The 19,568-nt window shown below is 64.3% G+C and carries 19 protein-coding genes and 1 pseudogene; 13 read left to right on the top strand and 7 right to left on the bottom strand.

From position 1 onward, the window contains the following. Window positions 1–122: 122 nt before the first annotated feature. Window positions 123–683 carry a helix-turn-helix domain-containing protein gene (locus tag H8S47_RS09550; protein WP_187503641.1) on the top strand — a complete coding sequence of 187 codons (561 nt, stop codon included), beginning with the start codon at window positions 123–125 and terminating at the stop codon, window positions 681–683. Here the strand turns inward: H8S47_RS09550 and H8S47_RS09555 are convergent. Together H8S47_RS09555 and H8S47_RS19035 are read right to left on the bottom strand one after the other, a co-directional pair. Next, a pseudogene (locus H8S47_RS09555) lies at window positions 666–1,295 on the bottom strand (NADPH-dependent FMN reductase). The gene H8S47_RS09550 and the pseudogene H8S47_RS09555 sit on opposite strands and share 18 nt — an antisense overlap. Before the next feature lie 76 nt (window positions 1,296–1,371). Beyond that, complete coding sequence (locus H8S47_RS19035) at window positions 1,372–1,500, bottom strand: hypothetical protein (protein WP_268933046.1); 129 nt, start codon at window positions 1,498–1,500, stop codon at window positions 1,372–1,374. Window positions 1,501–1,831: 331 nt separating this feature from the next. Between H8S47_RS19035 and H8S47_RS09560 the strand changes: the two genes are divergently transcribed. The 10 genes from H8S47_RS09560 (at window position 1,832) to H8S47_RS09605 (ending at window position 10,697) form a co-directional block, all read left to right on the top strand. Then, window positions 1,832–2,149 carry a hypothetical protein gene (locus H8S47_RS09560; RefSeq protein ID WP_187503642.1) on the top strand — a complete coding sequence of 106 codons (318 nt, stop codon included), beginning with the start codon at window positions 1,832–1,834 and terminating at the stop codon, window positions 2,147–2,149. Between the two features lie 424 nt (window positions 2,150–2,573). After that, window positions 2,574–3,254 (top strand): sensor histidine kinase, encoded by a 681-nt coding sequence (locus H8S47_RS09565; RefSeq protein ID WP_187503643.1) that lies wholly within the window; start codon window positions 2,574–2,576, stop codon window positions 3,252–3,254. A 198-nt stretch (window positions 3,255–3,452) separates the two neighbouring features. Continuing rightward, window positions 3,453–4,115 (top strand): hydrolase, encoded by a 663-nt coding sequence (locus tag H8S47_RS09570; RefSeq protein ID WP_187503644.1) that lies wholly within the window; start codon window positions 3,453–3,455, stop codon window positions 4,113–4,115. A gap of 41 nt (window positions 4,116–4,156) precedes the next feature. Beyond that, window positions 4,157–4,993 (top strand): alpha/beta fold hydrolase, encoded by an 837-nt coding sequence (locus H8S47_RS09575; RefSeq protein ID WP_187503645.1) that lies wholly within the window; start codon window positions 4,157–4,159, stop codon window positions 4,991–4,993. Between the two features lie 25 nt (window positions 4,994–5,018). Then, the gene (locus H8S47_RS09580; RefSeq protein ID WP_187503646.1) at window positions 5,019–5,282 is read left to right on the top strand and encodes a DUF1427 family protein; all 264 of its coding nucleotides are present in this window, start codon (window positions 5,019–5,021) and stop codon (window positions 5,280–5,282) included. Window positions 5,283–5,371: 89 nt separating this feature from the next. Beyond that, window positions 5,372–7,216: an amidohydrolase gene (locus H8S47_RS09585; RefSeq protein WP_214655021.1), complete on the top strand. Its 1,845-nt coding sequence runs from the start codon at window positions 5,372–5,374 to the stop codon at window positions 7,214–7,216. Between the two features lie 22 nt (window positions 7,217–7,238). Then, window positions 7,239–8,138 (top strand): VOC family protein, encoded by a 900-nt coding sequence (locus H8S47_RS09590; protein WP_187503648.1) that lies wholly within the window; start codon window positions 7,239–7,241, stop codon window positions 8,136–8,138. Between the two features lie 4 nt (window positions 8,139–8,142). Beyond that, window positions 8,143–8,571, top strand: coding sequence for a DoxX family protein (locus tag H8S47_RS09595; RefSeq protein ID WP_187503649.1), 429 nt, complete (start codon window positions 8,143–8,145; stop codon window positions 8,569–8,571). Then, a complete protein-coding gene (locus H8S47_RS09600; protein ID WP_187503650.1) occupies window positions 8,564–9,955 on the top strand; it encodes an alginate export family protein in 1,392 nt (463 codons plus the stop codon). Before H8S47_RS09595 ends, H8S47_RS09600 begins: the two co-directional genes overlap by 8 nt. Window positions 9,956–9,992: 37 nt before the next feature. Then, the gene (locus tag H8S47_RS09605) at window positions 9,993–10,697 is read left to right on the top strand and encodes a YoaK family protein (RefSeq protein WP_187503651.1); all 705 of its coding nucleotides are present in this window, start codon (window positions 9,993–9,995) and stop codon (window positions 10,695–10,697) included. A 487-nt stretch (window positions 10,698–11,184) separates the two neighbouring features. Here H8S47_RS09605 and H8S47_RS09610 read toward each other — a convergent pair whose 3' ends face one another. The 5 genes from H8S47_RS09610 to H8S47_RS09630 form a co-directional block, all read right to left on the bottom strand. After that, complete coding sequence (locus H8S47_RS09610) at window positions 11,185–11,997, bottom strand: shikimate 5-dehydrogenase (protein WP_187503652.1); 813 nt, start codon at window positions 11,995–11,997, stop codon at window positions 11,185–11,187. Window positions 11,998–12,775: 778 nt separating this feature from the next. Beyond that, window positions 12,776–13,030, bottom strand: a complete 255-nt coding sequence (locus H8S47_RS09615) for a hypothetical protein (protein WP_187503653.1) — start codon at window positions 13,028–13,030, stop codon at window positions 12,776–12,778. 386 nt (window positions 13,031–13,416) lie between these two features. Then, a complete protein-coding gene (locus H8S47_RS09620) occupies window positions 13,417–13,833 on the bottom strand; it encodes a hypothetical protein (RefSeq protein ID WP_187503654.1) in 417 nt (138 codons plus the stop codon). Between the two features lie 33 nt (window positions 13,834–13,866). Next, window positions 13,867–14,544 (bottom strand): YoaK family protein, encoded by a 678-nt coding sequence (locus tag H8S47_RS09625; RefSeq protein ID WP_187503655.1) that lies wholly within the window; start codon window positions 14,542–14,544, stop codon window positions 13,867–13,869. A gap of 41 nt (window positions 14,545–14,585) precedes the next feature. Next, window positions 14,586–15,842, bottom strand: coding sequence for a threonine/serine exporter family protein (locus H8S47_RS09630; protein ID WP_187503656.1), 1,257 nt, complete (start codon window positions 15,840–15,842; stop codon window positions 14,586–14,588). Window positions 15,843–16,171: 329 nt separating this feature from the next. Between H8S47_RS09630 and fumC the strand changes: the two genes are divergently transcribed. Together fumC and poxB are read left to right on the top strand one after the other, a co-directional pair. Continuing rightward, window positions 16,172–17,602, top strand: coding sequence for a class II fumarate hydratase (fumC, locus tag H8S47_RS09635; RefSeq protein ID WP_214655022.1), 1,431 nt, complete (start codon window positions 16,172–16,174; stop codon window positions 17,600–17,602). Between the two features lie 215 nt (window positions 17,603–17,817). Further along, window positions 17,818–19,563, top strand: coding sequence for a ubiquinone-dependent pyruvate dehydrogenase (poxB, locus tag H8S47_RS09640; RefSeq protein ID WP_187503658.1), 1,746 nt, complete (start codon window positions 17,818–17,820; stop codon window positions 19,561–19,563). Window positions 19,564–19,568: the final 5 nt, after the last annotated feature.

Consider the following 19,568-nt stretch of genomic DNA (forward strand, 5'->3'; position numbering starts at 1 on the left):
CCACCTATATCTTGGTCTAGTCTTCACCGACCTTAGTGGTGGAGGACCGAACCTCACGTCCGATACCGTCGGCACGCCCCCTCCCCGTACGATGCAGCATCAACAATCGGGGACCACCGATCATGCTGCAACAATCGATGCTCAACCATTCCTCGCTGCCCCCTCGGGTTTCGCCGCCCATGCTGACGGATCTGATCGCCGGGGCCCGACGGTCCCTCGAGGCCGATCCGATCCTGGCTCGCGAGTACCTGGACCGCATCGCGGCCCTGTTCTCGAAGACCATCGACCCCTTCGAGGCCGTGCTGATACCCGCGCTGCCGGTCGTCGCCGGCGTCGAGGCGGCCAAGGGCGGTCTCACTCCTTGGCAGATCGCCCGAGTCCGTGAGCACATCGACGAGAAGCTGGAACAGACCGTTCTCGTCGAAGCGCTGGCTTCGGTGGCTCGCCTGAGTTCGGGACACTTCTGTCGTGCGTTCAAGGTCAGCATAGGCGAGACGCCGCACGCGTTCCTGATCCGCCAGCGCATCCGCCGTGCCCAGACGCTGATGCTACGGACGACCGACAACCTCAGCCAGATCGCCTGTGCGTGCGGCCTGACGGATCAGGCTCACCTCACCAGGTTGTTTCGACGGATCGTCGGGGAGACGCCACTCGTGTGGCGTCGCTCATGGCGCGAGGGCTGAATTCCACATATGGTTTGCAGCGGAAGTGCGCGAGCGCTGTTCCTTGGCGGCCGTAGCCCACCAGAGGACATCGTCGGCGAAGCCCGCGAAGTTGTGATCCAGGGCGTCTCCGGCCTGGCCCACCGGATTGGCCTCCGGATCGAGCGTCGAGGCGATCGGTCCCACGGCTACGCTGCGTGGCACCACGACCATCCCCAGTTCCGCCAGCGTCGGATGCCAGGCGCATCCGGCCCGCACCCCGCCGAAGCGTCCGGTCGAGTATGTCGCGAGCGCAGCCGGTTTCCGGAGCCACTCGTCCTGGAAGTGGTCGACCAGGTTCTTCAGTCCCGCCTGCATTCCCTAGTTGTATTCGCCCGCCACGAAGAGAAACGCATCGGCCGCTGCGAGCTTCTTCGACAGCGCCTCCATCACCGGAGGGGCGGCGCCTGGAGCGAACTCGTCATACATCCTGTCGAGCATCGGAAGCCCAACTTCGCGGGCGTCCACGAGTTCGGCGTCGACACCCCGCTTGCGGAACTGCCGGATGCTGTAGTCTGCCAGCCTTATGCCCATGCGATCGGCTCGATAGGAGCCATAGAGGACGAGTAGCCGGAGCGTCACGACGGTCGCCATCCGTGCGGTGCCGATGTCGAGGCGCACAAGTCGACGCGGTCTGAGATGTCGGGTTCGAAGCGGTGGCGGGTCGGCATCAGTCGAACCTGAAACTGGCCGGCGGATCGCTTGCCGGAAAGCTTTCGAGTTCCGCCTCTTCGATTGCGTCCTCCACGGGATCGATGTCGGACGGGGGTGCGTTCGCTTCGGGTTCGCAGGGGTTCATGGAGATTTCCTTTCGGTATCACCATGTTCCGTCTCTCCAGACCGGTATTGCATCCTCCGCGCGTGGTTTGCACGGAATGGCCGAAGGCGGGCGCGGTGCCCAGCCTGCACCGGACGAAGATCCAAAGTGGAAGCGCACGTGCTTCCTGCGGTTCCGGTCACGCAAAGAGACTTCGAGAACCGCCTTACCGCACGTTCGACCAAATTGGTTCGCCGGGTGCAAGCGGCGCAACGAACCCGGAGCTATCAGACGGTCAGCGCCAATCCCTGCCCGGCCCGAGATCGAGGCCCCGGTTCGACGGCGCGCACGCACTGCCGCGAAGGAGATTGAGATGCGAGGATTTCAGGCCGTTCCACAACTCGACGACCACGAATGGTCAGCGGTCGCGTACGCCCTGGACGACGCCTACGGCATTGGTCTGCCACGAGCGCTCTCGAGCGAGAGGGCCGGGCTGCTAGGTCGGATCGCATCGATGCTGTTTGGATGGGGGGAACGTCCTGCGATCTCCGATCCGCGCAGCGACGCAGTCAGGCGTTTCGTATGGGCGAGCCGTCTCCGCAGTCCGGAGGCAGCGCAGTTCATGCCCGCTCTTTCGGACCTGGGCTTCAGCCTTGCACAGATCGACGCTCTCGCGCTGCTTTCGCACTGACGCGGAGGCCGCGGTCTCGGGTGGGCAGCGCCTCGCCCGTCGGTCATGACGACTGGCCGCTATCTTTGACGCCTTCGTAGCACGACCGACGATGAATGCGACGAAGGCCGGACCGGTGCGCGCAAACTGTGCCGTTCGAGCGCGGGATGTGCCGAGCCCTCTCGATCTGGTCTGCGCAATCCTTGAAGCGAAGATGTCCGGTATCGTTTCGCCAGATGAATGATGAACAGCGGCTAGTCATTTCGATGCGATCGTTCGAACAGCGCATGTTTCCTACAAGATGTCACGATCATCATCGAGCAACCTGCGTCGGACTGCATCACTACCGCGAGTGACGAACATGCGCACCATCCTCGCTTTCCAACCGACTGCGGCCTCCAGCCATTCGGGGCCGCCAAGATCGCGCACTCGAGAGGACAGCACCGTGCTGACGGAGAACCTTAGACTGACGATGGCGACGGCCGGCCACGATCTCAGACAGCCGCTCCAGATCATCCTGGGGGCCGTCGAGAGGCTCGGCAAGTTGGCGAGCGATGACACCGACATGATGTGGCTGAATGCCGCCCGCGATCAGGTCTCTCGACTGTCCGACGGACTGGAGGATCTCACCGACGCTGCCCGCCGGCCGCGGGACGATCGTCCGAGCCCTGAACTGCAGGCCGTCAGGGTGGGTGGTCTTCTTTCCAAGGTCGCGGCCGAGTTCGCTCCGGCCGCTGCCGAACGAGGCCTCAGGCTGCGGTTCGTCGACTGTGCGGCGATCATCACGACCGACCCTGAACTGCTCGTCTGCGCCCTCCGGAATCTCGTGTCGAACGGCTTGAAGTATACCCGCCACGGAGGTGTGGTCATCGGGTGCAGGCGCCGACGCGGACTTCTGTTCATCGACGTCGTCGACAGCGGGATGGGCATCTCGTCGGACGACTGCCGCCACATCTTCGACGCATACCGCCAAGTCGATGCGCGGGCGGACGGCATCGGGCTGGGTCTCTACCTGGTACACACCAACTGCATTGCGCTCGGCCATCAGCTCGACTGCGAGTCCGTCCCCGGTCGAGGATCCCGGTTCAGCATCGGGGTCGGCGCGGTTTCCCCATCGAACGGATAGCGATCGACGTCCAACCGTCCTCATCGCGTCAGGATCATCCAAGACCGTCGCGGTCTGCCGCGGCAAACCCCTCTCACGGATCTCGATGACGCAGCTTGTCAGATCCATCGAACGAAAACGCTCAGATTATACAGATGCCGGCGATGACGTGGGCGAAGTAGATCGGGGTTCACCAGTCAGATCCATCGGGAGACAATTATGACCATCACCGCAACGGCAACACCGGGCAAGTCGCTCATCTCGCCGACCGATCACGTCCTCGTCCTGATCGACTTCCAGTCGCAGATGGCATTCGCGACCAAGTCGATCTCGACCGAGCTTCTCCGCAACAACGCAGCGCTGATCAGCCGCGGAGCGAAGTCGTTCGACGTGCCGACGATCCTTACGACGGTCGCCGTCGACAGCTTCTCCGGGCCGATGTTCGACGAGATCAAGGAGGCGTTTCCAGGCCAGGCGATGCTCGACCGCACCTCGATGAACACCTGGGAGGACCAAGGCGTGATCGACGAGGTCAACCGCATCGGCAAGGAGCGGATCGTGTTCGCCGGCCTCTGGACGAGCGTCTGCATCGTCGGCCCAATCGCCTCCGCGATCGATCAGGGCTTCGACTGCTACTTCATCGCCGATGCCTGCGGCGACATCTCGGTCGAAGCGCATGACCGCGCGGTGCAGCGCATGATCCAGCTCGGCGCCAAGCCGATGACCTCGCTCCAGTATCTGCTCGAACTGCAGCGCGACTGGGCTCGGACGGAGACCTACGACTCGACCACCGGCATCGCGAAGAAGTGGGGCGGCGCCTACGGGCTCGGCGTCACCTACGCGAAGACGATGTTCGGCGCGTCCGAAGGCGCCCACGCCTGACGTCTTTCCCGGCCTTCATCCCAAATGCACGGAGACCCTTCATGACCTACGTAACCACCCAGGACGGCGCCGAGATCTTCTACAAGGACTGGGGTCCGAAGGACGCCCAGCCGATCATGTTCCATCACGGCTGGCCGCTGTCGTCGGACGACTGGGACACGCAGATGCTGTTCTTCCTCGACAACGGCTTCCGCGTCGTCGCTCACGACCGCCGCGGTCATGGCCGCTCGAGCCAGATCGGCACGGGTCACGACATGGACCACTACGCCGCGGACGCGGCCGCCGTGGTCGAGCACCTCGACCTGACCAACGTCGTGCACATCGGTCACTCGACGGGCGGCGGCGAGGTCGCGCGCTACGTCGCCAAGTATGGCCAGCCCCAGGGCCGCGTCGCGAAGATGGTGCTGGTGAGCTCCGTTCCGCCGATCATGGTCAAGACCGACAGCAACCCGGATGGTCTGCCTATCGAAGTGCTCGACGGCATTCGCGCCGGCCTGGCCGCCAGCCGCACCAAGCTGTTCCTCGATTTCGCGACAGGGCCCTTCTACGGCTTCAACCGTCCGGGCGCGAAGGTCGAGCAGTCGGTGATCGACAACTGGTGGCGTCAGGGCATGATGGGCAGCGCTCAGGCTCACTATCTCGGCATCAAGGCGTTTTCCGAGACGGACCAGACTGAAGACCTCAAGGCGATCACCGTGCCTTCGCTGGTGCTGCAGGGCGATGACGACCAGGTCGTTCCCTACAAGAACGCCTCGGTGAAGCAGGCCGACCTGCTGCCGAACGCGACGCTCAAGATCTATCCGGGGTTCAGTCACGGCATGCTGACCGTCGATGCCGATACGATCAACCCGGACCTGCTCGCCTTCGTGCGCAGCTGACTCCACGACGTCGAGGAGACCTTTCATGAAGCCCTATCTCATTTCGCTCGCCGCGGGCCTGCTGATCGGCGCCATCTACAGCCTCCTCGACGTCAAGTCGCCGGCACCGCCGATGATCGCCCTGGTCGGTCTGCTCGGCATCCTGCTCGGTGAGCAGGTGATGCCGATCGCCCGGCGGGTGATCGACGGACAGCCGATCAGGACGGCTATCGCCGGCACCTGTTCGGGCACCGTGCTCGGACGGTTGCCTGGCGACCCGGCAGCACCGCCCCCACGCGACGTCGCATGACGCCCACGCGCCGCGAGACGCTGGCAGGCGGCGCTGCGGCGATGGCCCTGCTCGCGACACCTGCCGCCGCCATTAAACGGAGAAAATCCATGTCCGACATGATCATCGTCAACGCCAAGGTGACGACACTCGACCGCGAGAACCCGGAAGCTCAGGCGATCGCCATACGCGACGGAAAGTTCCTGACGGTGGGCAGTGAGCAGGAGGTGCGCGCCGCGGCACCGGGCGCTGACGTCATCGATGCGAAGGGCCGCCGCATCATTCCCGGGCTGATCGACAGCCACATGCATGTCATCCGCGGCGGGCTCAACTACAACATGGAACTACGCTGGGACGGCGTGCCGAGCCTCGCCGACGCGATGGCGATGCTCAAGCGGCAGGTCGACAACACCCCCGCCCCGCAATGGGTGCGCGTCGTCGGTGGATTCACCGAACACCAGTTCGCCGAGAAGCGCCTGCCGACGATCGCCGAACTGAACGCGGTCGCGCCCGATACGCCGGTGTTCATCCTCCACCTCTACGACCGCGCGCTGCTGAACGCCGCGGCGCTGCGCGTCGTCGGCTACGGCAAGGACACCCCCAACCCGCCAGGCGGCGAGATCGTCCGCGATGCGGCGGGCAACCCGACCGGCCTGCTGCTCGCGCACCCCAATGCGACGATCCTCTATTCGACGCTCGCCAAGGGACCGAAGCTGCCACCGGAGTATCAGCTCAACTCCACCCGCCACTTCATGCGCGAGATGAACTCGCTCGGCGTCACCGGCGTGATCGATGCAGGCGGCGGCTTCCAGAACTATCCCGACGACTATGAGATCATCGAGAAGCTACATGCGGACGACCAGCTGACGCTGCGCATCAGCTACAACCTCTTCACCCAGAAGCCGAAGGAGGAGCTCTCCGACTTCCAGGGTTGGGTGAAGCAGGTCACGCCCGGCCAGGGCGACGACAAGTACCGCCACAACGGCGCCGGCGAGATGCTCGTCTATTCCGCTGCCGACTTCGAGGACTTCCGCGTCGAGCGCCCCGACATGCCGGCGAACATGGAAGACGATCTTGAACCCGTCATCCGCCTGCTCGCCGAGCACAAGTGGCCGTGGCGCCTGCATGCGACCTACGACCAGACGATCGGCCGCGCGCTCGACGTGTACGAGAAGGTGGCGAAGGACATCCCGTTCGACGGGATCAACTGGTTCTTCGACCATGCCGAGACGATCACCGACCGCAACATCGATCGGATCGCAGCGCTCGGCGGCGGCATCGCGGTCCAGCACCGCATGGCGTATCAGGGCGAGTATTTCGTCGAACGCTACGGCGCCAAGGCCGCCGAGCGGACGCCGCCGATCGCCAAGATGCTCGCCGCCGGGATCCATGTCGGCGCCGGCACCGACGCCACGCGCGTCGCGAGCTACAATCCATGGGTGTCGCTCAACTGGCTGGTGACCGGCAGGACCGTCGGCGGCCTCGGCCTCTACCCCGGTGCCAACCGCGTCAGCCGCGAGAAGGCGCTGGCGATGTGGACGCACGAGAACACCTGGTTCTCGAACGAGGTCGGCAAGAAGGGCCGGATCAAGGCCGGGCAACTCGCCGATCTCGCGGTGCTGTCGGACGACTATCTGACCGTCCCGGAGACCGACATCCCTCATCTGCGGTCCGTCCTGACGCTGCTCGGCGGCAAGGTGGTGTTCGGCGAAGGCGACTACGCACCGCTAGCGCCGGCGCTGCCCAAGCCGATGCCCGACTGGTCGCCGGTCGCGACGTTCGGTGGCTACCACCGCACGCCGGAAGCCTCCGCCAAGCTCGCCGCCGCCTGCGGATGCGCGAGCGGATGCTCTGTTCACGGCCACGACCATGCAGCGGCACTCGGTCGCGACGTCCCGGTCGCCGACGTCCAGAGCTTCTGGGGTTCGTTCGGCTGCGGCTGCTGGGCGGTCTGATCACGAGAATAGGAGAAGAATAATGAAGCGTCTGAACCTGTTCATCGCCATCGCCCTGTTGGGATCGGTGCCATCGGCGCCAGTCCTGGCAAGGGAGGCGGCACCGTCGGCCGACTATTCGGTCGGACCTCAATACGACACCACGCACATCTACGTGGCACCGGAGGACTTCGATCGCTTCGTCGCCAGCGTCATCGCGACCTTCGGCGGCACGGCCACCAAGCAGGGCGTGTTCAAGGTAACGCCCACCGCAAGCGAGACCATGTCGCAGCTGGTACTGACGCCCGCGGGATCGCTGTCGGTCTTCGGGTTCAAGACGCCGATCCCCTACCCGTTCGGCGCGGAGCGGAACGGGTATCTCGTCAACGACATGGACGCGGCAGTCGCCGCGGCGACAAAGCACGGCGCGGTGAGGATGGTCACGACCTTCCCCGATCCGATCGGCCGCGACGCGGTCGTGCAGTGGCCGGGCGGCGTCGCCATGCAGATCTACTGGCACACCGCGAAACCGAACTATCCGGCGCTGACCACGGTCCCCGAGAACCGCGTCTATCTGACGGCCGACGTGGCGGACACCTTCGTCAAGCATTGGCTGGCATTCTCGAAGGGCCGGATCACCGCCGACACGAAGGCCGCGCCTGGGGTCGAGATCGGACAGCAGGGCAAGACCTACCGCCGCATCGCGATCACGTCCGGCTATGGCCGGATGACGGTTGCGGTGTCCGACGGGCAGATCGGCTGGCCCTATGGTCGCGAGACGACCGGCTACGAGGTGTCCGATCTTCAGGCGACCCTGGCGAAGGCAACGGCAGCAGGCGTCGAGACGCTGGTAGCTCCCCAGACCTCCGGTGGCCGACAGTCGGCCATGGTGCGCTTTCCCGGCGGGTACATCGCCGAGATCCACGCGTCGGCGGGCCAGTGAGATCATGACCCCGTCCGCTGAACCCCGCTTCGTCGATGCGATACTCGAGTGGCGCTGGACGGGCTTCGTCGCCCGGCTGGCATTGGTCGGCGCCTATCTCCTGGGCGGGGTGGTCAAGGCGACCGACTGGTCCGCCGCGGTCGCCGAGCAGGCGCATTTCGGAATGGTGCCGCCCGCCTTCTGGGCGGCGTTGACGATCGTCGTCGAGATCATAGGCCCGCTTCTCATCCTCTCGGGGCGCTTCGTCTGGCTCGGTGCGGGAATGCTGGGTGCGTTCACGCTATTCGCCGCATTCACGGCGAACGCCTTCTGGTCGATGCCGATGGGTCAGGAGCGCTTCATGGCGACCAACGCGTTCTTCGAGCATCTCGGACTCATCGGCGGGTTCGTGCTCGCGGCCATCGTGGCGGAGCGCGACAACCGTCGTGCGTAGGCTCGCATTCCTTGCCCTCGCGCTCGCCGGACGAGCCGAAGCGCAATCGACGGAGGCCTGGCAGCCACCGACGCTCACGATCACCCGGTATGACGAGGACTGGAGCGTGGATGCGGAGGCCGCTGAACGCGCCAAGACCTGGACGGGGCGGTTCAAGTACATCCCGATCTCACCCGACGCGTATCTGACGACGGGCATCGAACTGCGCGCGCGTGACGAAGCGTATCGCGACAACCTCTGGGGCGGCGGTCCCGCACCCGACGACGGCTACCTGTGGCTCCGTGCGATGCCGTACGCCGATCTCCATATCGGTCGCGTTCGCGGCTTCGTGCAGCCGATCGCTGCCTATGCAGTGGGTGTATCGCCGTCCGCCAGCCCGATCGACCAGACGCGCGTCGACCTCCTGCAGGGCTTCTTCGACGTTCGTCTCGGCGGCGCTGCGACCAACGCGATGAACGACACCGGAGTGACGGTGCGCGCGGGTCGGCAGATGATCTCGCTCGGCACCGAGCGCCTGATCGGGACGCGCTACGGACCGAACGTCCCGCTGGCGTTCGACGGGCTCCGGTCGCTCATTTCCCTGAACGGCGCGACCGTCAGCCTGCTGGCCGTCCGCCCGGTCCAGCCCGGCAGCGGGACGCTCGATGATCGGCGCTCGCGGAGCAAGTCGTTATGGGCGGCCTATGCCACCATCGGTGACGGCGACACCGGGCTCGACCTCTACTACATCGGATATCGCAACACGGCGGCGGTCTTCGGCCTCCGTGCAGGACGCGAGGTGCGGCACAGCATCGGCGCTCGGTCGTTCGGCAGGGCCTCGGACTGGCACTGGAACATCGAGGGCATCGCCCAGTTCGGCCGGTTCGCCGGCGGACCGATCGCGGCGTGGACGCTCGGCACCGAGGTCGGACGCAGCTTCCCGGACGCGCCGCTGGCCCCCGACGCGGTCCTGCGGTTCAACGTGGTGAGCGGCGACCGTCACCGCGGCGACGATAGCCTCGGCACGTTCAACGCGCTGTTCCCCAAGGGCAAGTATTTCGGCGAGCTGTCCCCGGTCGGCCCTACCAACATCGTCAGCGTCAATCCGCGTGTCGGAATGACGCTGACGAAGACGGTTTCGGCCAGCCTCGCCGGCGCGGCGTACTGGCGCTATTCGCTCAGCGACGGCGTGTACGACATCCCCGGCAACCTGATCCGCGCACCAGGCACGTCGCGCGCCCGGTTCATCGGCAAGGAGGTCGAGGCGACACTCGCCTGGCAGGTGACGCCGGAACTCGAACTGTCGACCTCGCTGTCCGCATTCCCGCCCGGCCAGTTCATTCGCGACACTGGATCCGGAAAGACGATCACGATGCTGGGGCTGGAAAGCAACTTCCGGTTCTGAGCGACGCCACCTCACGCGACTCTGAATGGAGACGACCATGACCGTTACCGCCGCTGCGCCGTTCGATCCGCGCATACCGCTTCTGCTGCTCCTCTCGACGACTACGGGCCTCGTCGACGCGGCGAGCGTCCTGGGTCTCGGGAAGGTCTTCACCGCGAACATGACGGGCAACGTCGTGTTCCTCGGGTTCGCCGCGGCGGGCGCGCCGGGCTTCAAGGTTCTCCCGTTTCTGGCCGCGATCGCAAGCTTCCTGGTCGGGGCGGTCATCGCCGGACGCATGGGCAAGGCGAATGTCGGTCGGACCGAACGGCGTTGGCTCGTCGTATCCGCGTCGATCGAGGCGGTCCTGCTCTGGGCGGCCGCGATCGTCGCGATCGACTTCGACGTCGCGACCCAGGCGCCTCAGGCGCGACTGTTCGCGATCATCGCTCTCACCGGCGTCGCCATGGGGTACCGCAACGGCACGATCCGGCAGCTGAAGGTGGCCGATCTCACCACCACCGTGCTGACGATGACGTTTACCGGTCTCGGTGCCGACTCCAGCGTCGCGGGTGGTGCCAACACCAACTGGCGGAGACGCATCGCCGCCGTCGTGGCGATCTTCGTGGGCGCGGCGATCGGCGCCTGCCTGCTTTTCACGTTCGGTCTCGTCGCGCCGTTGGCGGTCGCCGGCACCGTGATCCTCCTCGCGACGATCGGCTGCGCACTGCATCCCGCATCGGTCCGCAAGGTCGCAGCGTGATCGGGGATCCGAGCCTCGAGGATCTCGGGCGAATGATCGCGGAACGAGTCAACGAACTGACTGGCGTAGACGTCGACGAAATCCGTCATGAGATGGGTCCTGATCGGCAGGTTCGGACGAACGGTCCCACCGATCCCGACTGGACCTTCGACGGACATGCCGTCGCAAGCGAGGTCGGAGCGGCCATCAGTCAGGCGGTACGCGAGTTCGGTACCTCTTACCCACGCACCGCGGATCGTTAGATGTCGGGGGCTGGAACCACGTTTGCCCAGAGCGGCAATGGAAGGCGTTTCGACGATGCGTGAGCCGGAACGGCTCGGGAAGCGCTGGGCTGTTGACGCGCACATCCCAATCGGTCCGACGAAGACACGAAGCTGACCCATCTGCTCGCGGACCGCCAAATGGAGAGGTCCAAGGGACGGGACGGATCGTCAGATAACGGTCCAAAGCCCTGGGTTGGGATCGCGGAAAGAGAATGCGTCGTTCTTCATAGTCGCGCGAACGTTGCAGCGTCCGCTATCTGCGTCTCGCTGGGGCGGACGCCCGTGTAGAGCACGAACTGCTCCACGGCCTGCAATACGGCTACGTCCGCGCCGGTGATGACGCGTTTGCCGGCCAATCGCGCGAGGCGCAGGAACGCGGTTTCGGCAGGGTACTGAACGACGTCGAACACGATGTCCGCTTGTTCGATCGCGCTTGTCTCGAAGGGCAAGGCCGCCAAATCGCCGCCGTCCATACCGATCGGCGTCACGTTGATGAGGATCTTCGCGCTTCTAGTCGGCTCGGGCGTCCAGTCATAACCGTACAGGTCGGCGAGTTCGCGTCCCGCCTTCTCATTTCGCGCGATGAGGGTACCCTTGCCGAACCCGGCGTCCCGAAACGCCGCCGCTGTCGCCTTGGCCATCCCGCCGGAACCCCGCAGCACGAAGTCCGTCGCCGGATCGATATCTGCGATCAACAGGCGTACCGCGCCGTAGTCCGTGTTGTGGCCGACCAACCGCCCATCATCGTTGACGATCGTGTTCACGCTGTCGATGGCCGCTGCTGATGGGTCCAGTTCGTCGATCAACGGAATAACCGCTTCCTTGAACGGCATCGAGATCGCGCACCCGCGGATGGACAGCGCTCGAATTCCGCCGATTGCCGCGACGAGATCGGTCGTGCTGAACGCCTTGTAGATGAAGTCCAGCCCACACGCCTCGTAGAGGCGGTTGTGAAAGCGCGAACCGAAATTACCCGGACGGGCCGAGAGGGACATGCAGACGCGAGTGTCGCGTCCGACAAGGGGTTTCTGGGTCATGGTAACGTGCTAGGCGCCACGAAGTTGATTGGCGATACGTATCGGCAGCGAAGGCTTACTCGGCAACGGATGATGAATACCGCGAGCGCCGCCATGATCGGCTTCTCGCTCGAACATGATCGTTCCCATAGACCGACCGAGTTTCTGGAATGGGAAGGAAAGCGGACGGGCGGCTTTCGGGCGACGTGTCCTCGATAGGTGCCGTTCGATCGGGTACGGTCATTCGGCGTAAGGTTCGCCGGTCTGCCGATCGAGTATCCGAAAAGCCCTCGAACCCACCTCGCGCCGACAAAGGCGCAGCTCAAGTAGGGCTCCCTGGATCGACAAGCGTACTGCCACCGTTGTCCACGCGCGCGGCAAGCCGATATCGGCGATCTCCACTGCGTATCTCAAATTCGATAGCTCAGCCATCAACGCGCCTTAAAGTTCAATGGCCACGCTATACCGACCAACGCGCTGGCGATAGCCGTTCGGCAGATCTCTTTCCGAAAGGTCCGACGGCAAGCCAAGGGGGGAGGCCTGAAAACCTCCCCGTCCCGTTACTGCCTTTCCGCACGTTTATGATGCGGAACAGAGCCAACGCGGTTTACGCGTTCTCACGCGCAAGACAGCCTTTTCGAACAACGCCGGACATGCGCCTGTTATGGAGGCGGCTCCGCCCACGGTGTCATTAACGGGCAATGCCGCTCGAATATCCATACTCGATGGAGTAACCCAACGATTTCTCCGTGGAAGCGCTAGTTCGAATAGTACTGAAGGTCCGTATTGGCCCATACACCTACTTGTCAGCTCTTTCGTCCATCACATTGTTGATCAGCGAGGCGGCTCCAGCCTCGCCTAGCAACCGTCCCATTTTGATCGCCACCGCTGGCGTCATTGAGACGATCTCTCCGTCGTGTCCCTCGACAAAGACATGTCCGTCTTCGACCCATACCTGTCTAGGATCCCCGTACTTTTTCGCGCCAGCCAAATGATTGATAACTTGATCAATCTCATCTGCGTTTAGGAGGTTTTTTGGTTTATCAAGGTCCATGGCGATCCAAACATCTGAGATAAGCTTATACTACATCTACCATCTCACGTAACAACGGCAATCTTCTTTAACAGTCCGTGTTCACCACCTTCTTACATTCGTCAACTGCGCGATCGCCAGGAATATTTGCATGACTTGCCATAAGACAGTCGGCGAAATTTTTGCTTTCCCAATACTGGTTCCAGACTACCCGGTTCCGAAATAGCGGCTTGGAAAAGTCGATGGGAAAAACAAGCTGAACAAGCGACCGCTTTCGGTAGTTGGATTTATCACCTGAGCGTCCGGGTTTGGGCGTTCCTGCCAACCTGCCCTTCCCCTCGGGATCAAGAATAGGGAAAGTCGCACCCGTTAGGTCAGGGCGAGTTCAACGTTGCGAGCTGCAACGATTACGGCAGCGCCTTTCCGTCGTCGCCCACCCGCTCGATCGTCGTCTTTCCGTCGGGAGCCACGATCGCGTCCAGACGTCGCTTGCCGGCCGGGTCGATCAGCACGACGCCCGATCCCCCCAGGTTGTTGAGAAACAGGTACGCCGAGGCGCCACCCTTCCGGTCGAACTTCACGTGCGCGCCCTTGTCGTCGATCTCCAGCGCCGCGACCGGGCCTCCGGCTACCGGATTGGAGAGCTTGACCGCAGGCCGACCGTCCACGTCCAAAGCGACGCTCGCGCCCGTCTCTCCGTCCGCGCGAAGGAGCACGATCGTCGGCGTACCGTCCTTGGCGGAGATCAGGATGCGCGGTTTTCCCTGCGCGTCCACGATGCGTATCTCCTGGGACGTGATCGGCGGTGGCGGCAAATCAGTCATGTTCGTTCCTTTGCGATGCAGGGTGTTGGAAAATCAGGATGGCCTACGGACCGTACGGATCCACACGGCGGACGCGATCGAAGCGACGGCAGCGGCGATCCAGGCGCCGTCCTCCCAGAAGTGGACGAAAACCGAACCTGCGATGCAACCGAGAAGAAAGCCTGCTAGAACCGGCCAGGTGTCGTGCCACTGCTTCCTGGCGGCGTCGTAGTCCGACAGGCGGTACATGACGATCGAGACCAGCGAGAGCGTGCACGCGACGATGTTGCCGGTCATCACGGCCGTGGTCGGCGAGGGCTTGGTGCTCAGATGGAGCAGGGCGTTCTGGGAGGCCATCGCCGCCACGGCCAGCATCGCGACGATCCCGGCCTCCGCAGCGAGAGGCGCGAGCGAAGGTCGAGCCGCGAACGCGACGAGCGCGGCGAACGTCAGGAGAACCGACTGGAGGATCAGGAAGGCATCCTGGATCTTGCCCGCTTCCATTCGCCTGCGCCGGACGATGATCGCGAGAACAGCGGCCACGATTATGAACATCGGAACGGCGAGCACCTGTGTCGGATGCATGGGACGTCCGTTGAGAGCGTCCGCTGCCATCACGACCAGGTTCCCGGTTATGTGCGCCGTGAAGAGTCCGCCCAGCGTCAACCAACTCGTGACGTCGACGATGCCGGCGACGAAGCCAAGGCAGGCAGGCAGGCTCTGCGGCGTCACCGGAAGATCCGACGGCTGCGAAGCCGCGACAAGAGTGTCGCTCATCGAGGCGCGCTCGGCCAGAACGTGTCGTAGAGATGCTTGGGGATGACGATGCAGACCGTCATCGCAGCCACGATCAGAAGCGCGGTCAACCCGTCGGCCACCACCCCTTCCAGTATCGGGACGGCTGCCGCGTGATCGGCGAACTGGAGCGACGTCAGCCCGCCCATCATTCGGAACACGAACACCCCCGGCATCAACGATACGATGGACGCGAATCCGATGCCCGCGAACGGGATCCGATGCCGTCGGGCGACGGGCACCAACAGTGTTCCCGCGACCAGACCGGCGATGCCGGCACCTCCGGCAGGTCCGACGTGCAGCTCGCTCATCGCAAGCCACCGCACGCCGTCGACGGCCATTGCGGTCGCGATCGGCCAGCCGAGCAGACGCAGGGGCATCGAGAAGAAGACGCTGTAGCACGAGGCCGCCACGCCGGCCGCGATGATGACCGGCCATAGGGCGACCGTTCGCCCCACTGGTGCCGCCGGCAGCGACACGTCCCAGACGCTGAGACCGACCAGGAGCCCCGCGCTGATCGAAAGCAGAATGAGCGCAGCGAAGAGCAGTCGCGAAGCCCCGAGCGGCAGACGGCCGGCGAGCAGATCGAGCGTTCCGTTCAGCAGATGGGGACCGGGCACGATCACCATGCAGGGACATACGGCTATCAGCCTGAGGTCCGAACTGATGTTGAGGCGCACCCCCAGGGCACCGATCAATCCTGCGAGGAGAGCTGCCAGGAACGCCTGCGCGAAGGCGTTTGCCCCGTATCGCGATGACAGGCGCCGGACATATCCGCCGGCGCCGGCGCTGACGAACATGAGCATGACCGCGGGAAGGTGTTCGACGCCGAACGTGACCGACAACGCGACCGCTCCGGTCGCGCACGCCAACGCGAACAGGTGATTTGACGAGGGCGGCATCGCTCCGACGGTCTTCAGGCGAGCCCGCACCTCCGTACTCGGTAGCCGTTCAGCGATCGCCGCATCGATGACCCTGCTGGTGGCCAGGACGCGGTTCATCCCGACGTTCGACGGAGTGACGTCCAGCAGCGCGATCGGGCGACCGGCTGCGCCAGGTCCCTCGCGGAGCGAAACCTCGCCCCATCGCGGCATGACGGCGATGTCGGCGTCGTAGTGCCGAACGAGGCGCTCGACCGATCTGACCGTCTCGTCGGTCTGCTGTCCGTTGCCGTGAAGGTTAATCACGGCATCCCCGATCAGCCCCACGACATCATGATCCTGCAACGCCGACATACAACAAACCCCTGATACCGCTGCCAACGGCAATAGTTCTTTTGTTGGAGGATCGCCATACGCTCAGACTAAAGTGTTCGGTTTATCCAAGTTCTGGATATCCGATACATAGGAGCTCCGTAACTACTCGTTACTAGAGGCGTTGTTGTTGCCAAGAGATCGCTGACTAACGATGCGATACGTTCATCGATACGATTGAACGTGACTGCCGGCCATGCCCTGCGGGGCGACCCCTTGTCCGGACGCGATCATCTCGAAGCATGAAAAGGAGCAGACCAGTGACCAATTCCACCGCCGAGAAGAAGCCTCAGACGTCGGAAACGCCTTCCATGAAGGAACTCCCGATCGGGCTGAAGGCGACGGGCGAACGCAAGGAGTTCGACTCCATGGGGACGGTCATGGTTCCTGCGGATCGGTACTGGGGTGCACAGACCCAGCGCTCCCTGAAGCACTTCTCCATCGGCAACGACAAGATGCCGAAGGAAGTCTACCATGCGTACGGATACGTGAAGAAGGCGGCCGCGCTGGTGAACGCGAAGGCCGGAAGGCTGGAGCAGTGGCGTGCGGATGCGATAATCCGCGCAGCCGACGAGACGATCGCGGGTGCTCTGGACGACGACTACCCGCTGTACGTGTGGCAGACCGGGTCCGGCACGCAGTCGAACATGAACGTCAACGAGGTCCTCTCCAACCGCGCGATCCAGTTGCTCGGCGGCGAACTGGGAACCCAGACGCCCGTGCATCCCAACGATCACGTCAACATGGGACAGTCGTCGAACGACACGTTCCCGACGGCCATGCACATCGCGACCGTGCTCGAACTCGACGAGGTCCTGCTTCCCCAGGCGGAGAAGTTCGCGATCGCCATCGAGGCCAAGAGCGACGAGTGGATGGACGTGGTCAAGACGGGCCGGACGCATCTTCAGGACGCCGTGCCCCTGACCGTTGGGCAGGAATGGTCGGGCTACGCGACGCAGGTCCGCGATGCGATCGCCGCAGTCCGGGCGTCGATGGGCGGACTCTACAAGCTGGCCGCAGGGGGCACCGCGGTAGGGACCGGTCTGAACTCGCCTAAGGGCTTCTCGATCGAGATAGCCGAAGCGATCGCCGACCTCACCCACAAGCCGTTCATCACGGCACCCAACAAGTTCGCCGCGCAGGGCTCTCTCGACGCGATGGTCGCGACCATGGCGACGCTGCGCGGTCTGGCCGTCTCCCTGATGAAGATCGCGAACGACATGCGCTGGCTTGCATCCGGCCCCCGCTGCGGCCTGGGCGAACTGCTGCTGCCCCAGAACGAGCCCGGGTCCTCGATCATGCCGGGCAAGGTCAACCCGACACAGTGCGAGGCCATGGTCATGGTCTGCATCCAGGTGATCGGGGAGGACAACGCGGTCGCGTTCGCAGGCAGCCAGGGCAACTTCGAGCTGAACGCGATGCGTCCGATCATCATCAACAACGTCCTCCACTCCGCCCGGATCCTCGGTGACATGTGCGAGAAGATGCGCACCTACTCGATCGAAGGCACGACCTTGAACCGTGAGCGGATCGACGCGTCCGTGAACGAGTCGCTGATGCTGGTGACGGCTCTCTCGCCGGTGATCGGTTACGACAACGCCGCCCACATCGCCGAAGCCGCCAACGCGGACGGCTCGACTCTGAAGGAGGCGGCGCTGAAATCGGGCAAGGTCGACGAGGCGACATTCGACCGGGTGGTCGATCCGGGCAAGCTCGTCGGAGAAGGCGTCGGCGGCGCCTGATCACTTACGGCGCTGCGTTCGGATGCCTGGAGTTCAGGGCATCCGGACGGAGCCAAAGGACGTCGGCATTCACTCGCCCTCACGATCGTGAACGAACGACGCGGCTTGCCCGACGCGACAAGTCCCCTTCCCCAAGCTGGTACGACATTCGCGCGGCCCAGCACGCCCCACCCCGTCGGGCGAACGCTCGACATCTCAGCATTCCGGAGATCGCCATGTACTGTACCGTCGCAGACCTGTTTGCGGAGACTCTTCACCTCGCGGGCGTGAAGCGGATATACGGCGTCGTCGGCGATAGCCTCAACGGTTTGACGGACAGCCTTCGGAGGCAGGGCAAGATCGAATGGGTCCATGTCCGCAACGAGGAGGCCGCCGCGTTCGCAGCAGGCGCCGAGGCACAGTTGACCGGCCAGCTCGCGGTCTGCGCCGGGTCCTGTGGCCCGGGCAACATGCACCTCATCAACGGTCTGTACGACTGCAACCGCACCCGCGTACCCGTTTTGGCGATCGCCGCTCAGGTGCCCAGTGCCGAGATCGGCTCGAACTACTTCCAGGAGACCCGGCCGGAGGCGCTCTTCCGCGAGTGCAGCGTCTACTGCGAGACCATCTCGAACGCCGACCAGATGCCCCGCACGCTGGATACGGCGATACGGGCGGCCGTCGGACATCGTGGCGTCTCGGTGGTGTCGATCCCGGGCGACGTCGGACTTCATCCCGTTGTCGGACGACGCGCCCGCTCGGACCGGGCGCTGCTGCCGTCGGCCGCGACCGTGGTTCCGCAGGCCGCCGACATCGACGCCTTGGCCGCCATGCTGAACAACGCCGACCGCGTCACGATCCTCGCGGGTCGTGGGTGCCGTACGGCGCATGCGCAACTGCTGAAGATCGCCGAAGCGTTGCAGGCCCCGATCGTGCATGCGCTTGGCGGAAAGGAGTTCGTCGAATACGACAATCCGTTCGACGTCGGAATGACCGGACTGATCGGCTTCTCGTCCGGCTACGACGCTATGAAGGCGTGCGACATGCTGCTCATGCTCGGCACCGACTTTCCGTACCGGCAGTTCTACCCAGAAGACGCGCTGGTCGCCCAGATCGATCTCCGGCCCGAGAACCTCGGACGCCGGACGGGGATCGATTTGGGTCTCATCGGAGACGTCGGTCCGACGATCGACGCCCTGCTTCCCCATATCGCCGGCGAGCGCGACGGATCGTTCCTCCGAGCCGCCCGAAAGGACTACGCGAAGGCGCGCGAGGCGCTGGACGAACTCGCCGACGGCAAGGCGGGAAGCGGCGTGGTCCACCCTCAGCACGTCGCCCGCGTCCTGAGCGAACTGGCCGCCGACGACGCCGTGTTCTCCTGCGACGTCGGAACGCCGACGGTCTGGGCGGCACGGTATCTCGAGATGAACGGCCGCCGCCGCCTGATCGGATCCTTCAACCACGGATCGATGGCGAATGCCCTGCCGCAGGCGATCGGCGCGCAGTCCGCGTATCCCGGCCGTCAGGTCATAACTCTGTCGGGCGACGGCGGCCTGGCAATGCTGATGGGAGAGCTTCTCACGCTTCGGCAGCAGGCGCTTCCCGTCAAGGTGGTGGTCTTCAACAACGGATCGCTGGGTTTCGTCGAGTTGGAGATGAAGGCCGCCGGGCTGATCGAGACCGGCGTCGCTCTCGACAACCCGGACTTCGCTGCGATGGCGCGGACGATAGGGTTGCACGGGGTCCGGGTGACCGACCCCGGTGAACTGGAAGCCGCAATCAAGGAAGTGCTGGCGCATCCGGGCCCTGCCCTGCTCGACGTCGTCACCGCACGTACGGAACTCGTGGTACCGCCCAGGATCGATCTGGAACAGATGAAGGGGTTCACGCTCTACATGGCGAAGGCCATCATCAGCGGCCGCGGCGGCGAGGTCGTCGAATTGGCGAAGACGAACTCGGGGTTGCTGAAACGCTTCATATGAAGACG

The sequence above is a fragment of the Sphingomonas albertensis genome (genome assembly GCF_014358075.1).
In the GTDB taxonomy this organism is placed as follows: Bacteria; Pseudomonadota; Alphaproteobacteria; order Sphingomonadales; family Sphingomonadaceae; genus Sphingomonas; species Sphingomonas albertensis.

Excerpts from the sequence above, each read along its gene's own strand:
- H8S47_RS19035 (WP_268933046.1), bottom strand. The coding sequence starts at position 1,500 with ATGAACCCCTGCGAACCCGAAGCGAACGCACCCCCGTCCGACATCGAT.
- H8S47_RS09585 (WP_214655021.1), top strand. The coding sequence starts at position 5,372 with ATGTCCGACATGATCATCGTCAACGCCAAGGTGACGACACTCGACCGC.
- H8S47_RS09570 (WP_187503644.1), top strand. The coding sequence starts at position 3,453 with ATGACCATCACCGCAACGGCAACACCGGGCAAGTCGCTCATCTCGCCG.
- H8S47_RS09615 (WP_187503653.1), bottom strand. The coding sequence starts at position 13,030 with ATGGACCTTGATAAACCAAAAAACCTCCTAAACGCAGATGAGATTGAT.
- H8S47_RS09590 (WP_187503648.1), top strand. The coding sequence starts at position 7,239 with ATGAAGCGTCTGAACCTGTTCATCGCCATCGCCCTGTTGGGATCGGTG.
- H8S47_RS09550 (WP_187503641.1), top strand. The coding sequence starts at position 123 with ATGCTGCAACAATCGATGCTCAACCATTCCTCGCTGCCCCCTCGGGTT.
- fumC (WP_214655022.1), top strand. The coding sequence starts at position 16,172 with ATGAAGGAACTCCCGATCGGGCTGAAGGCGACGGGCGAACGCAAGGAG.
- H8S47_RS09610 (WP_187503652.1), bottom strand. The coding sequence starts at position 11,997 with ATGACCCAGAAACCCCTTGTCGGACGCGACACTCGCGTCTGCATGTCC.
- H8S47_RS09605 (WP_187503651.1), top strand. The coding sequence starts at position 9,993 with ATGACCGTTACCGCCGCTGCGCCGTTCGATCCGCGCATACCGCTTCTG.
- poxB (WP_187503658.1), top strand. The coding sequence starts at position 17,818 with ATGTACTGTACCGTCGCAGACCTGTTTGCGGAGACTCTTCACCTCGCG.
- H8S47_RS09560 (WP_187503642.1), top strand. The coding sequence starts at position 1,832 with ATGCGAGGATTTCAGGCCGTTCCACAACTCGACGACCACGAATGGTCA.
- H8S47_RS09595 (WP_187503649.1), top strand. The coding sequence starts at position 8,143 with ATGACCCCGTCCGCTGAACCCCGCTTCGTCGATGCGATACTCGAGTGG.
- H8S47_RS09575 (WP_187503645.1), top strand. The coding sequence starts at position 4,157 with ATGACCTACGTAACCACCCAGGACGGCGCCGAGATCTTCTACAAGGAC.
- H8S47_RS09580 (WP_187503646.1), top strand. The coding sequence starts at position 5,019 with ATGAAGCCCTATCTCATTTCGCTCGCCGCGGGCCTGCTGATCGGCGCC.
- H8S47_RS09620 (WP_187503654.1), bottom strand. The coding sequence starts at position 13,833 with ATGACTGATTTGCCGCCACCGCCGATCACGTCCCAGGAGATACGCATC.
- H8S47_RS09630 (WP_187503656.1), bottom strand. The coding sequence starts at position 15,842 with ATGTCGGCGTTGCAGGATCATGATGTCGTGGGGCTGATCGGGGATGCC.